Here is a 14159-nt window from a genome sequence, read left to right on the forward strand (position 1 = left end):
GGGTGGCGCACACTGCCGTGACGCCTGATGCGGGAGGACCCATGAAGCCCACCGGCCGAAGCGCCGCCGAACTGCCCCTGCACCGCCTCCAGGTGCCCCAGCCCCACCTGCTGCCGTTCGCCGTCGGCTCCTTCGACGCGATCGGCCCGCTCTCCCGTGCCGGATTCCCCCACCGGCACACCTTCCACGAGATCGCCCACGTCACCGGCGGCGCCGGCAGGCACGTCCTCGACCTCGTGCCCGGACCCCTCGCCCCGCCCGTCCTGTGCGTGATCACCCCCGGCCAGGTGCACCACTGGGAGGGGGCCGAGGGACTGGCGGGGCAGGTCGTCCTCTTCCACGAGGACTTCCTCGGCGGACACCCCGAGGACGCCCGGGCACTGCGCCGGCTCGCCGGCCGGCCCACGGTCCCGCTGGGGGCGCACGCCCCGCGCGTCGCCGGCCTGGTCGACGCGATGGAGGAGGAATACCGCGCCCTGCGGTCCGGATACGCAGGCGTGCTCCGCGCCTACCTGCACATCCTGGTCGTGGAGGCCGCGCGTGCCGCCGAGGCGGGCGCGCCGCCGGCCGTGCCCGCCGACCGGGGGGACAGCCTCGCCGAGGCCTTCGCAAAGATCACCGCGCGGCCGGGCGGGGCGCAGCTGACGGTGGCTGCCTGCGCCCGCGAACTCGGTGTCTCCACGGGACATTTGCACGCCGCGGTGAAGCAGGCGACGGGCCTGACCCCCGGCGGGCTGATCCGGCGGGCGCAGACGCTGGAGGCCAAACGGCTGCTGGCAGGCACGGACATGACGGTACGCCAGGTCGCCCAGCAGGCGGGATTCGCGGACCCGTCCTACTTCTGCCGCTTCTTCCGGCGCGAGACCGGCCTGACCCCCGGCGGGTTCCGGGCCGGGCTCGCAGGAAATCACCACGATCCCCGGATCCCGTCCATCGCGGCGCCCGATTCCGGCCCCTAGGTTGGCAGCGCGGCGCCGGAACCGGCGGGTTGCCGCCGCCCGCGGCGCTGTCGCGCCCCACCGCGGCACGGTTCCGGCCCGCAGCCCCCACAACCGGAAGGAGTCGACGCATGCCCACTCCCGAAGACCCGGGCAAGGACGCCCGGGACCCGCAGCGCCGGGCCGTCAGCCGCAAGTCGGTGCTCAAGGCGGCCGCCCTGGCCGGCGTCACCCCGCTGCTGGTCGGCGGCGGCGCGGCCCTGGCCCGGGACCGCAGCGCCGCGTCCGGCGCCCCGCTGGACCCGACCCCGGCCTGCGACGACGGCGACGCGCCGACGATCCCGCAGACCGAGGGCCCGTACTTCAAGCCGAACTCCCCGCAGCGCACCTCGCTGGTCCCGCCGGGGACGCCGGGCGTCCCGCTCACCGTGTCGGGGTTCGTCTTCGGCCGGAGCTGCCTGCCGGTGGCGGGCGCCCTGCTCGACTTCTGGCAGGCCGACGTGAACGGCGCGTACGACAACGCCGGGTACGGCTTCCGCGGCCACCAGTTCACCGACGCACGCGGGGCCTTCACCCTCCGCACCGTCGTCCCCGGCCTCTACCCGGGCCGCACCCGGCACATCCACGTCAAGGCGCAGGCCCCCGGCGGGCGGGTGCTGACCACGCAGCTGTACTTCCCCGGCGAGCCGCGCAACGCCACGGACGCGATCTTCGACGCGCGGCTGCTGATGAACGTCCGCCAGAGCGACCCGGGACGCGAGGGCACCTTCGACTTCGTCCTCGACGTGGACCAGGGCGGCCCCTCCCCGTCGCCCACGGGCTCCCAGCCGCCCGCGGGCGCCTGGACCCCCGGCCGCACCTACCGGGCCGGGGACCGGGTCTCGTACGGCGGCGCGGCCTACTCGTGCCTGCAGGCGCACCTGGCGACCGTCGGCTGGGAGCCGCCGGCGACGCCGGCACTGTGGCGGCGGGTGTAGGCCGCCTCCGGGTCCGGTGCCCGGTTCACCCGGTGCGGCGGCGGACCCGGAACCGGTCGGGCCGCTCCGGGTCCCGGTCGGCGACCTGGACCGGCGCGCCCGCCCACTGCCACACGCCGGTGCCCGCGGTGCGGGCGAAGCGGATCGGCCCCCGGGTGCCCTCGACCGACACGTGCGGCCACGCCCCGGCGACAGCCGCCCTGTCGGTTCCGCGGGTGCGCAGCGCCTCGGCGAGGACGGCGGCGGTGTCCCAGCCTTCGAAGGCGACGAAGGAGGGGGCTCCGCCCAGCCGGGCCCGCAGCTCCGCGGCGACCCGTTCGCCGAGCGGGCCGAGCCGGTCGGGCAGGTAGCGCAGGAACGGGATCCCGGCGCCGTCCGCGCCGAGCGCCGCGGCCCATCCGGCGAACTCCGGCTGCCCGGCCGGGGCTCCGATCAGGAGGCCGTCGAGGCGGCGGTCGGCCCGGACGGCCCGGACGACGGGCACCGCAGGCTCCGGGTGGCCGACCAGCAGGAGCAGGGCCGTGGCACCGTCCGCGGCGAGCGCGTCGCAGAGGGCGCCGGGGGCGAGCGCGTCCGCGTCGAGTGCGAGGAGGGTGCCGCCCGCGGCGGCGAGGCGGTCCCGCAGGATGCGCGTCCCCGAGGCCCAGTAGGCGCTCGGCTGGGATGCGACGGCAATCCGCCGCCGCCCGGCGGCGAGGAGGAAGTCGGCGTACGTCCGCCAGCCCTGCGACTGGGGCGGTGCCAGGCGGGCGACCTGCTGCGCGGGCCCGTCGGTGAGCTCGTCGAGCACCGCGGACGAGCAGAGGAACGGCACGCCCGCGGCGTCGGCCCGGACAGCGGCCGCCCGGGCCGCCACGCTGTGGTACTCCCCCGCCACCGCCGCGACGCCGAGGCCTGCCAGCTCGTCCACGGCCGCCGCGGCCCGCACGGGGTCGGCCGCCGTGTCCCGGACGAGGAGCTCCAGCGGCCGGCCGGCGATGCCGCCGGCGGCGTTCACGTCCCGGACGCCCAGCTCCAGCCCGGCGAGCAGCTGCCGGCCCGCCTCGGTCCAACCGGGCCGGGTCAGCGGGACGAGCGCGCCGAGGCGGACGGGCGGGCCGTCCGCGCGACGGGCTCCGGGCGGCGGCGGTGGCGGTGGCGTGTGCATCGGCGGCGTCTCCCCTGCGGCGGTGCGGGCCCGGCGGCGCGGCGGGCGGCACCGGGGTGGTCGTGCCGGCCATTGGATCCGCCTGCCCGGCCGCGGGCAACCGCTTTACGGGCGGCCGGGCGGGGAGTCGTAGGACCGTCACAAGATCGGCCGGAATCCGGTCCTGGAGCGTGCGCGTGACCGAAGAGGACACGGAACTCGTCGCCGGCCGGTACCGGCTCGTCGAACGCATCGGCCAGGGAGGCACGGGCCGTGTCCGGCGCGGCGCCGACCAGCAGCTTTTCCGCCGCAGCAGGGCGGCGCGGTCCGCGGCGCCCCCACCCCGGCCAACGACCTGTGGGCGCTCGGCGCCACGGTTTACCACGCCGTCGAGGGGTGCCCGCCGTTCGGCGCCCAGGGGCTGCACGCCCTCGCCGTCGCCGTGCTCACCCGGCCGCACCGGCCGCCGGTGCCGGCCGGGCCCTGGTAGAGCGTGCGGAGCGGCACGTACGAGCCCTGGGCCGCCGGGCTCCCCCGGCGGCCGCGGGGCTGGTCAGACCGGTTCGGGCTGGGGCTCGGGCTGCGGCTCGCGCCGCGGCGCCGGCAGGTGCACCGGGGCGTCCTGGCGCTCCCAGCGCCGGATCGTGCGGACGTACCCGTAGACCACGGAGCCGGTCGCCAGCAGGAGCAGCGGCCCGAACAGCCACGGCAGCCCGGCCATTTCCACCGGCAGGAAGCGGTACGAGGCGAGCAGCGCGGCGAACACCGCGGTGCCGTACACGGCGAGGCGGACGCCCTGCGGGTCCCAGCCGCGATCGTAGGCGCGCAGTGCCGTCTCGATCGTGACCGTGAACACGACGCCGGCGATGATGTCCGCGCCGTAGTGGTAGCCGAAGCCGAGCGTGGCGCCGAGGGTGGCGACCAGCCAAAACGTTCCTGCGTAGCGCAGCGCCCGCGGGGCCCTGCGCGAGTGGATGAAGATGGCCGTGGCCCAGGCCGTGTGGAGGCTGGGCATGCAGTTGCGCGGGGTGAACCCGTCGAAGGGCATCGGCTGGGGGACCGCGACCGGCGGGGGCGTGTTCGGCCACAGGTCCGCGAGGGCCCACTGCCCGCCGTCGGCGCCGTACGCGAAGATCGGCCCGACGACCGGGTACACCATGTAGATGCCCGGCCCGAGCAGCCCGATGACGAGGAAGCTGCGCACCAGGTGGTGGCGGGGGAAGCGGCGCTCGGCGGCGACGTTGCGCAGCTGGTACAGGGCCACCGCGACGGCGGCCACGGCGAGCTGGACGTACACCCAGTCCAGGACGTGCGCCCCGGCCGCGCCGGTGGCCTCCACGATCCGGCCCGCGACCCACGACGGATTGCCGAGGGCGTGGTCGGCGGCGGCGACGTACTGGTCGAGGACCATCGGCCGCGTCTCCGAGGTGAGCAGCAGCCACGTGTAGCCGGTCTTGCGGCCGGCCACGAGCAGCAGGGCGAGGCCGACGCCCTTCAGCAGCAGCATCCGCTCCCGGCCGGTGCGGCGGGTGACGGCGATCACGGCGAAGGCGAGGGTCACCCACAGGGCGCCGCTGCCGGCCATCTGCTCGGCGCCGAGCTGCGCCCGCACGAGCCACAGGGCGAGGTCCACGGCGATCGCGGCGCCGACGGCGGCGAACCGCTGCCGCCACGTGAGCACCACCATCATCAGCGCCATCGCGGCGTACAGCACCGTCCCCGACCGGGGGGCGAAGAGCACCTCCCGGGCCTGGGCGGTGAGCGGCCCGACCTCGCCGTACCGGCGCGCGGCGAACTCGAGCGCAACGAGGAACACCAGGGCAACCGCACCCACGGCGGCCCAGAGCAGGACCCGGGGCCTGCCCCGTGCAGCGGATCGGATTGCGCCGTCTGCGCGGGAAAACGCTCGCGAAACCGTGGATATCAATTGTCAGCCGATGTTCATGTGTGCGACGTGCTCGTGGACAGTCCGAACATGCTAGCGGCCCCCACGGCGGCCGCAGCGGCACGGAACACGGGAAAGGCCGCCTCCCCGGAAAGTGAGAAGACGGCCTCCGAGCTGGGGCAGCGCAGCGGCGGTGGGTTCAGCCCGGTGCCCGTCCCGCTCCGCCGCGGACCTCCCGCCGCAGGGCCCGTACGTCGGCGTACCCGACCCGGTCCGCGACCGACCGCAGCGGCAGTTCGGTCGTGCGCAGAAGTTCCCGGTCCCGGAAGGCCGCCGCCAGGACCGTCCGGAAGCGGTCGAGCCATGGCAGGGCGGGACGGGACTCCGCCGGCGCGCGTTCCGCGTGGCGGGCCAGGAGCCGGCCGGCCGAGCACGGTGTCTCCGTCCGCTCACGGGTCCGTACCGCGTCGGCCACAGGCCGGTTGCGCCCGGTGCAGCGCGGGTACCTCCCCGGCGTACTCGGACAGGGGGGGGTTGTGGACGAGAACGGCGACAAGGGGGACACCGGCGATGAGGTCCCCAGAGGGGCGGGCGACAGTACGGAGATGCTGTTGCACGTCGGTATTGCGGTACTCATGGTGGCCTGGGTGATCATCCTGGTCCTGGCCTTCGCGGATTCCGGGCCGGTGTGCGGCACGGGCCAGGACAAGGGCCCCTGCTGACGCACGGACGCGGGCAGCGGAGGGCCGGGGGAGGTGGGCGGCTGCGCGGACCGCGTCCTCGCTTCGGACCGGCAGGGCCGGCAGGGGCGGCAGGGCCGGCAGCTCGATCCCGGGGCCGCGTACGTACCCGGACGCGGCCCCGGCCTGTGCCCGACGGCAGGCCCCTGCGAAGGGCGACGGCACGGCGGGGGGGGCGGCGTCTCGGCGAGGCCCGTCGTCGTGGGACTCGACGCGAGGGGTGCGGCGGACACCACTCCGCCGCACCCCGTTCACCGCGCGCTGCCGGGCCCCTCGTGCCCGGCGGCACCACCGGGTCCCTCAGCAGTCCCGGTCGTAGGTGTGGAACCCGCGGCCGGTCTTGCGGCCCAGCAGCCCTGCCTGCACCATCCGCATCAGCAGCGGGGGCGGGGCGTAGAAGGGTTCCTTGAACTCGTCGTAGAGGGCTTCCGCGATGGCCGCGACGGTGTCCAGGCCGATGAGGTCCGCGAGTTTCAGCGGGCCCATCGGGTGCGCGCAGCCGAGCTCCATGCCGGCGTCGACGTCGGCTGCGGTGGCGAAGCCGGACTCGGCCATCCGGATCGCGGAGAGCAGGTAGGGGACGAGGAGGGCGTTGACGACGAAGCCGGCCCGGTCCCGGGAGCGGATCACCGTCTTGCCCAGGGTGTCCCGGGCGAGGACTTCCACCGCCTTCAGGGCGGCTTGGGACGAATGGAGCGAGGAGACGACCTCCACCAGCGGCAGGACGGGGACCGGGTTGAAGAAGTGCAGGCCCACGACCCGGTCGGCGCGGGCCGTGGCCATGCCCAGGCGCATGACGGGCAGGGATGAGGTGTTCGTCGCGAGGATGGCCTCCGGATCGGCGACGATCTTGTCCAGGGCCGTGAAGGTCTCCGTCTTGACGTCGGCGTTCTCGGTCACCGCTTCGATGACGAGCTGCCGGTCGGCGAGGTCGTCCAGGCTGCCGGTGAAGGCCAGGCGGGCGAGGGCGTCCTCGGCGGAGATCCGGTCCAGCTTGCCGCGCTGGACGGCGCGCTCCAGGGAGACGGCGACCCGTTCGCGGGCGGCCCGGGCGGCGGTTGCGTCGGCCTCGCAGACGACGGTGTCGAGTCCGGCGCGGGCGCAGACCTCGGCGATGCCGGCGCCCATCTGCCCGCCCCCGACGACTCCGACCCGCCGGATGGCGGCTGTCCCTGTCATGACTGCACCTCCGCGCGGCGGACCAGGTGGCGGCTGTAGGCGTCGGGTGTGAAGAACGCCGGCAGCTCCCGCTCCAGCACAGCCCGTTCGAGTACGGCCCTGGCCTCGGCCACGAGTGCGTGGGGGCGTTCCGCGGTGAGCGCGTCGCACTCCTCGCCGATCACGGTGAGCAGGTCGTCCCGGTCGATGGTCCGGTGGCGCAGCCACTGCCAGAGCTGGACCCGGGCGATCTCGGCGGTGGCCGCGTCCTCCATCAGCCCGTGGAGGGCGACCGCCCCGTGGCCGCGCAGCCAGGCCTCGAAGTAGCGCAGCGAGACGGCCACGTTGGCACGGACCCCGGCCGCCGTGGGCGGCGCGCTGATGCGGCGGACGGAGAGCAGTTCCGCCGCGGTCACGGCGACGTCCTCGCGGGTGCGGTCGAGCTGGTGGGGACGGTCCCCGAGAACGGCGTCGAAGACTTCGCGACAGACGGGGACGAGTGCCGGGTGGGCGACCCAGGAGCCGTCGAAGCCGTCCTCGGCCTCGCGTTCCTTGTCCAGGCGCACCTGGGCCAGGGCGGCTGCGTCGGCCTCCGGGTCCCTGGACGGGACGCGGGCGGCCATGCCGCCGATGGCGTGTGCGCCGCGCCGGTGGCAGGTGCGGACCAGCAGCTCCGTGTAGGCGCGCAGGAACGGGGCGGTCATCGTGACCCGGGCGCGGTCGGGGAGCTGGAAGTCGGTGCGGTGGCCGAAGGTCTTGATGATGCTGAACAGGTAGTCCCGGCGGCCGGCGTTGAGGCCCGCGCTGTGTTCCCGGAGCGCGTGGAGGATCTCCTCCATCTCGAAGGCCGCGGTGACGGTCTCGATCAGGACGGTGGCTCGGACGGTACCGCGCGGGAAGCCGAGGAGCGCCTGGGCGAGGACGAAGACGTCGTTCCAGAGGCGGGCCTCGCCGGCGTTCTCCAGCTTGGGGAGGTAGAAGTACGGGCCGTGTCCGGCGTCGAGCTGGCGTTGGGCGCAGTGGAAGAAGTACAGGCCGAAGTCGACCAGGGACGCGGGGACGGGCCGTCCGTCGATCTCCAGGTGTTCTTCGGGGAGGTGCCAGCCGCGCGGACGGACGACGATGGTCGCGAGGTCCTGCCCGAGGCGGTACTCCCTTCCTTCGGGGGTGGTGAAGTCGATGCGGCGCTCGATGGCGTCGAGCAGGTTGAGCTGGCCGTCGATGACGTTGTTCCAGGTGGGGGCGGTGGCGTCCGCGAAGTCGGCCATCCACGCCGTCGCGCCGGAGTTGAGTGCGTCGACCGTCATGCGGCGGTCGGGCGGGCCGGTGATCTCCACCCGGCGGTCCTCCAGGCCGGGGGCCGGCGGGGCCACGCGCCAGTCGGGGTCGGCGCGGACGGCGGCCGTGGCGACGGAGAAGTCCAGCGGGGTACCCGAGACGAGGCGGTCCTTGCGCCTGCGCCTTTCCTTGAGGAGGTCCAGGCGGCGGTGGGCGAAGGCCGCGTGGAGGCGGCCGACGAAGTCGAGCGCCTCCGGGGTGAGGATCTCGTCGTGGCGGGCGCCCGGTGCCGCGAGGACCCGGACCCGGTGCGTGGTGGCGGTGGTGGTCATACGGTCTCCTGACGAGGGGGGCGGGAGCCGGACGAGACGGTCGACCGGCTCCCGCTGGACGTAGGCCTCCGGCCCGGCGCGGCCGGCGGGTGCGGGGGCGGCGTCGGTCAGTGGAACTGCTCTTCCTCGGTGGAGCCGGTCAGGGCGGTCGTGGAGGAGGCCGGGTTGACGACGGTGGAGACCAGGTCGAAGTAGCCGGTGCCGACCTCGCGCTGGTGCTTCACGGCGGTGAAGCCGTGCTGCCGGGCGGCGAACTCCCGCTCCTGGAGGTCGACGTAGGCGGTCATGCCGTGTTCGGCGTAGCCGCGGGCGAGGTCGAACATGCCGTGGTTGAGGGAGTGGAAGCCGGCCAGGGTGATGAACTGGAACTTGTAGCCCATGGCGCCGAGTTCGCGCTGGAACGTGGCGATCTGGCCGTCGTCCAGCGCGGCCTTCCAGTTGAAGGAGGGCGAGCAGTTGTAGGCCAGCATCCGGTCCGGGTACTGCGCGTGGACGGCCTCGGCGAACTCGCGGGCCTGGGCGAGGTCCGGCGTGCCGGTCTCCACCCAGATGAGGTCGGCGTACGGGGCGTAGGCGAGGCCGCGGGCGATGACCGGGGCCATGCCGTTCTGCACCCGGTAGAAGCCCTCCGCCGTGCGCTCGCCCGTCGCGAACTGCGCGTCGCGCTCGTCGACGTCGCTCGTCAGGAGGTTGGCGGCGAGGGCGTCGGTGCGGGCGATGATCAGGGTCGGGGTGTCCGCGATGTCGGCCGCGAGCCGGGCGGCGTTGAGGGTGCGGATGTGCTGGGAGGTCGGGACGAGGACCTTGCCTCCGAGGTGGCCGCACTTCTTCTCCGAGGCGAGCTGGTCCTCGTAGTGGATGCCCGCCGCACCGGCCGCGATCATCGCCTTGGTCAGCTCGAAGGCGTTCAGGGGGCCGCCGAAGCCGGCCTCGGCGTCGGCGACGATCGGCGCCAGCCAGTCCGTGGTGTCCGTGCCGCCCTCGGCGGTGGCGATCTGGTCGGCGCGCAGCAGCGCGTTGTTGATCCGGCGGACCACCTGCGGAACGGAGTTGACCGGGTAGAGCGACTGGTCGGGGTAGGTGTGGCCGGCCTGGTTGGCGTCGGCGGCGACCTGCCAGCCGGACAGGTAGACGGCCTGGAGGCCGGCGCGGACCTGCTGGACCGCCTGGCCGCCGGTGAGGGCGCCGAGGGCGTGGACGTAGTCCAGCTCGTGCAGTTGGCGCCACAGCCGCTCGGCTCCGCGCCGGGCGAGGGTGTGCTCCTCGCGGACGCTGCCGGAGAGCCGTACGACGTCCTCGGCGGTGTAGGTGCGCTCGATCCCCGCCCAGCGGGCGTCGGTGGCCCACCGCTGCTTGAGCTGCTCGGCCGCTGCCGCCGTGTTCGTGTCTGCCATGACCGTCACCGTCACCGTCTCCGTGATTCGCTTCGTCTGCCAACGGGCCCGTCCACCGGGAAGAGCAAATGGCACTCTGTGCCGCATACCGGGGTCGCAGCCGCCGGACACCGGGGCGGAACTGAGCAATCCTGCAGGTCAGCCGAGCGCGGACTGCCGGGATATCCGACGTCAGGGCCATGAGTCGCGCCCGGAGTGTCCCTCTCGGCTGCCGGGTCCGGCGGCCGCAGGACTGACTCTGGCATCGGCACGCAGTGCCATCAATGAGGGACCTGTGCCAACTTCTGCGAATCTTCTGCCGCCGTTTTGCCAAGGTTGCGAAGGCGGGAATCGGCGGGGCCGTGCGTAACCTGGATCCGGTCGAGGCCGGAGGGGTGCGGGTGGGCAAGACGTATGCGGGTGCGCGGCTGCGGAGGCTGCGCGAGGAGCGCCGGATGAGCCAGGCCGAGCTGGCCCGGGTCCTGGCCATCTCCCCCAGCTACCTGAACCAGATGGAGCACGACTCCCGCCCCCTCACGGTGCCTGTTCTGCTGCGGCTTACCGAGGCCTTCGGCGTCGACCCGGGCTTCTTCTCCGAGCGGGATACCAGCCGCCTCGTCGCCGACCTGCGCGAGGCCCTGGCGAGCGAGGTCGCCGAAGCCCGGGTCTCCCCCTCGGACCTGGCCGAACTGGCCGCCCGGATGCCGGCGGTGGCCGCTGTCCTGCTGGACCTGGGACGGCGCAGCCAACTGCTGGCGGAGCGGCTCGCGGACACCGCGGACGGACGGGACGGCGGCCCGGCGGCGCCGCGCTCACCGCACGAGGAGATCCGCGAGTTCTTCTACCGGCGGCAGAACTACCTGCACGACACCGACGGCGCTGCCGAGGAGCTCGCCCGGGAGATGGGCGTCCGCCCCGGGGAAGTCCTGCGGGCGCTGTCGCAGCGACTCACCGAGCACCACGGGATCCGCCTCGCCACCGACTCGGACCGCCTCCACCACTTCGACGGCCGTACCCGCGTCCTGCACCTGTCCGGCCGGCTCCGGCCCGGCCAGCAGGCGTTCCGGATGGCCACCCAGCTCGCTCTCCTGGAGCACGGGGCCGAGCTGGACCGGCTCGCCGCGGAGGACTTCGACCCGGGCTCCCCCGCCCACGGCCTGGCGCGGATCGGCATCGCCAACTACTTCGCCGCCGCGCTGATCCTCCCGTACCGTGCTTTCCACACGGCCGCCGAGGAGTTCCGTTACGACATCGAGCGGCTCACCGACCATTTCGGGATCGGCTACGAGACCGTCTGCCACCGCCTGAGCACCCTGCAGCGCCCCAGGCTGCGCGGGGTCCCCTTCTCCTTCGTCCGCGTGGACCGGGCCGGGAACATGTCCAAGCGGCAGTCCGCCACCGGATTCCACTTCTCCCGGGCCGGCGGCACCTGCCCACTGTGGAACGTCTACGAGGCCTTCGCCGCGCCCGGCCGCATCCACGTCCAGGTCGCCGCCATGCCCGACGGGCAGCGCTACCTGTGGACCGCCCGCGCCGTCACCCGCCACCGCGGCGGCTGGGGCGAGCCCGGCAAGACCTTCGCGATCGGCCTGGGCTGCGAGATCCGCCACGCGCCCAGGCTCGTCTACTCCGACGGCCTCGACCTCGGCAACGCCTCCGCAGCCACACCCATCGGCATGGGCTGCCGGCTCTGCGAACGGCTGGACTGCCCCCAGCGCGCGGTCCCGCCGCTGGGCCGCCCGCTCGCGGTCGACGAGAACAGCAGCACCTTCATCCCGTACCCGGTCGCCCACGACCGGGGGTGAGCGGCGGCCCCATGCGCATGTTCCGACGGCAGGCGCGCGGCCGGCGGCTCTGGACTTCCTGCTGGAGCGCAAGGGCCGGGAGGCCGTCCTCACCCTCAACCGGCGCTGCGCCCGCCGGCCTCGGAGCCATGTCCGCCCCAGCGCTCGACGGCCCGGTGCCGGACGCGGAAACCGTGTCCGGCACCGGGTGGTACGGATCAGGCGTCGTCGCCGGCGAGAGCGGCTCGAACCTCACGGGCGGCGGCGACCAGGTTCTCCAGGGAGGCACGGGTCTCGGTCCAGCCACGGGTCTTCAGGCCGCAGTCGGGGTTGACCCACAGCCGCTCGGCCGGGATGGCCTCCAGGCCTGTCCGCAGCAGACCGGCCGCCTCCCCGGCGCTGGGGACGCGCGGTGAGTGGATGTCCCACACGCCGGGGCCCGCCGCGCGGGGGTAGCCGTGGGCGGCGAGTTCCCGCGCGACCTGCATGTGGGAGCGGGCGGCTTCCAGGCTGATGACGTCGGCGTCGAGGTCGTCGATGGCCTGGACGATGTCGCCGAACTCCGCGTAGCACATGTGGGTGTGGATCTGGGTGTCCGGCCGGACCCCGCTGGTGGTGAGCCGGAACGCCTCGGTGGCCCAGGCCAGGTAGTCGGCGCGGTCGGCGGCCCGCAGCGGCAGGGTTTCCCGGAGAGCCGGCTCGTCCACCTGGATCACGGCCGTCCCCGCGGCCTCCAGATCGTTCACCTCGTCCCGCAGGGCGAGCGCCACCTGGCGGGCGGTGTCCCCGAGCGGCTGGTCGTCCCGTACGAAGGACCAGGCGAGCATCGTGACCGGCCCGGTGAGCATCCCCTTGACCGGCTTGGACGTCAGGGACTGCGCGTACGAGGTCCAGCGCACCGTCATGGGCTCGGGGCGCGAGATGTCCCCCGCCAGCACCGGAGGCCGGACGTAGCGCGTGCCGTACGACTGCACCCAGCCGTGCTGCGTGGCCAGGTAGCCGGTGAGCTGCTCGGCGAAGTACTGGACCATGTCGTTGCGTTCGGGCTCGCCGTGCACCAGGACGTCGATGCCGGTCTTCTCCTGGAAGGAGACGACCTCCTCGATCTCGCCCTTGATCCGTGCCTCGTAGCCCGCCGTGTCGATCCGTCCGGCCCGCAGGTCGGCGCGGGCCGCGCGCAGCTCGTCGGTCTGCGGGAAGGAGCCGATCGTGGTGGTCGGCAGCAGCGGCAGGCGCAGGTGCGCCCGCTGGGCGGCGGCCCGCTCGGCGTACGGCCGGCCGCGGCGCCCGTCGGCGTGCGTGACGGCCGCGGTGCGGGCCCGTACGGCCGGGTCGTGGGTGAGGGCGGATCCGGCGCGGGAGGCCAGGTCGGCCCGGTTCGCGGCGAGTTCGGCGGTGATCGTGTCCGTGCCCCGGCCGAGCCCGCGGGCCAGAACGGCGATCTCCCGGGTCTTCTGCCGGGCGAACGCGAGCCAGCGGCGGACCTGCGGGTCGAGGTCGCGCTCGGCGTCGGCGTCCAGCGGAACGTGCAGCAGGGAGCAGGAGGCGGCGACGTCCACCCGGTCGGCGAGGCCGAGCAGCGTGCCCAGGGTGGCGAGGGACTTCCGGAAGTCGTTGATCCAGATGTTGCGGCCGTTGACGATGCCCGCGACGAGCCTCTTGCCGGGCAGGCCACCGACCGCCGCGAGGTCGTCCAGGTTGGCCGCTCCCGCTTCCGTGAAGTCGAGCGCCAGGCCCTCGACCGGAGCCGCGGCCAGGACGGGCAGGGCCTCGCCCAGCCTGCCGAAGTACGAGGCGACCAGCAGCTTCGGCCGGTCGGCGGCGGCGCCCAGCTCCCGATAGGCGCGGGCGGCTGCGTTCAGATCGGCCGGGGTGCGGTCCTGGACGAGGGCGGGCTCGTCGAGCTGCACCCACTCGGCGCCGGCGGCGTGCAGGTCGGCGAGCACCTGCGCGTAGACCGGGAGCAGCCGGTCCAGCAGGGTCAGCGGCTCGAAGTCCGCTGACACTCCGGGAGCCGGCTTGGCCAGCAGCAGGTAGGTGATCGGACCGACGAGGACCGGGCGGGCGGTGTACCCGAGCGCGACGGCCTCCCGCAGTTCCGCCACCTGCTTCACGGAGTTCGCGGTGAACACGGTGCCCGGGCCGAGCTCAGGTACCAGGTAGTGGTAGTTCGTGTCGAACCACTTGGTCATCTCCAGCGGCGCCACGTCCTGCGTGCCGCGGGCCATCGCGAAGTATCCGTCCAGGGCGTCGGCTTCCACCGCCCCGCGGTGCCGCTCGGGAGCAGCGCCGACCATGACGCTGGTGTCCAGCACGTGGTCGTAGTGCGAGAAATCACCGGTCGGTACTTCGTGGATACCGTCCTCGGCCAGCTGCTGCCAGTGCGAGCGCCGCAGGCCGGCCGCGGTCTCCCGGAGGGCGTCGGCAGTGACGCGGCCCTTCCAGTAGCCCTCGACGGCCTTCTTCAGTTCGCGGTTCCGACCCTGGCGGGGGTACCCGTACACGGTGGCTCGTGCTGCCGCGGCTGCGGGCTTGGCTGTCACGGAACTCTCCTTCGCGAGATGTGTC

General features: G+C 74.2%; 11 protein-coding genes. 4 read left to right on the plus strand and 7 right to left on the minus strand.

Translation table 11 applies throughout. The annotated features are described in order from the left end of the window. Window positions 1–41: 41 nt before the first annotated feature. The gene (locus tag MUK52_RS03940; RefSeq protein ID WP_284574653.1) at window positions 42–959 is read left to right on the plus strand and encodes a helix-turn-helix transcriptional regulator; all 918 of its coding nucleotides are present in this window, start codon (window positions 42–44) and stop codon (window positions 957–959) included. A 110-nt stretch (window positions 960–1069) separates the two neighbouring features. Then, on the plus strand, window positions 1070–1915 hold the full coding sequence (locus MUK52_RS03945) for a dioxygenase family protein (RefSeq protein ID WP_284574655.1): 846 nt from the start codon (window positions 1070–1072) through the stop codon (window positions 1913–1915). A 25-nt stretch (window positions 1916–1940) separates the two neighbouring features. Here MUK52_RS03945 and MUK52_RS03950 read toward each other — a convergent pair whose 3' ends face one another. The 3 genes from MUK52_RS03950 to MUK52_RS03960 form a co-directional block, all read right to left on the minus strand. Then, on the minus strand, window positions 1941–3062 hold the full coding sequence (locus tag MUK52_RS03950) for an ABC transporter substrate-binding protein (RefSeq protein ID WP_284574656.1): 1122 nt from the start codon (window positions 3060–3062) through the stop codon (window positions 1941–1943). A gap of 532 nt (window positions 3063–3594) precedes the next feature. Then, window positions 3595–4923, minus strand: coding sequence for a phosphatase PAP2 family protein (locus tag MUK52_RS03955; RefSeq protein ID WP_502963619.1), 1329 nt, complete (start codon window positions 4921–4923; stop codon window positions 3595–3597). Between the two features lie 202 nt (window positions 4924–5125). After that, window positions 5126–5401, minus strand: a complete 276-nt coding sequence (locus MUK52_RS03960; protein WP_284574658.1) for a hypothetical protein — start codon at window positions 5399–5401, stop codon at window positions 5126–5128. 61 nt (window positions 5402–5462) lie between these two features. On the opposite strand from MUK52_RS03960, the gene MUK52_RS03965 reads away from it, so the two are divergent. After that, on the plus strand, window positions 5463–5648 hold the full coding sequence (locus MUK52_RS03965) for a hypothetical protein (RefSeq protein ID WP_114055190.1): 186 nt from the start codon (window positions 5463–5465) through the stop codon (window positions 5646–5648). 318 nt (window positions 5649–5966) lie between these two features. Here MUK52_RS03965 and MUK52_RS03970 read toward each other — a convergent pair whose 3' ends face one another. From MUK52_RS03970 to aceA, 3 genes are all read right to left on the minus strand, one after another. Further along, window positions 5967–6845, minus strand: coding sequence for a 3-hydroxybutyryl-CoA dehydrogenase (locus MUK52_RS03970; protein WP_284574660.1), 879 nt, complete (start codon window positions 6843–6845; stop codon window positions 5967–5969). Continuing rightward, window positions 6842–8434 carry a malate synthase A gene (gene aceB / locus MUK52_RS03975; protein WP_284574662.1) on the minus strand — a complete coding sequence of 531 codons (1593 nt, stop codon included), beginning with the start codon at window positions 8432–8434 and terminating at the stop codon, window positions 6842–6844. The genes MUK52_RS03970 and aceB overlap by 4 nt, the downstream gene beginning before the upstream one ends. Before the next feature lie 107 nt (window positions 8435–8541). Then, the gene (gene aceA, locus MUK52_RS03980; RefSeq protein WP_284574663.1) at window positions 8542–9828 is read right to left on the minus strand and encodes an isocitrate lyase; all 1287 of its coding nucleotides are present in this window, start codon (window positions 9826–9828) and stop codon (window positions 8542–8544) included. Window positions 9829–10208: 380 nt separating this feature from the next. On the opposite strand from aceA, the gene MUK52_RS03985 reads away from it, so the two are divergent. After that, a complete protein-coding gene (locus MUK52_RS03985; protein WP_284581646.1) occupies window positions 10209–11612 on the plus strand; it encodes a short-chain fatty acyl-CoA regulator family protein in 1404 nt (467 codons plus the stop codon). A 197-nt stretch (window positions 11613–11809) separates the two neighbouring features. On the opposite strand, the gene metE is transcribed toward MUK52_RS03985, so the two are convergent. Beyond that, window positions 11810–14134: a 5-methyltetrahydropteroyltriglutamate--homocysteine S-methyltransferase gene (metE, locus tag MUK52_RS03990; protein ID WP_284574666.1), complete on the minus strand. Its 2325-nt coding sequence runs from the start codon at window positions 14132–14134 to the stop codon at window positions 11810–11812. Window positions 14135–14159 lie beyond the last annotated feature (25 nt).

It is taken from the genome of Streptomyces sp. 2P-4 (assembly GCF_030167965.1).
Classification (GTDB): domain Bacteria; phylum Actinomycetota; class Actinomycetes; order Streptomycetales; family Streptomycetaceae; genus Streptomyces; species Streptomyces globosus_A.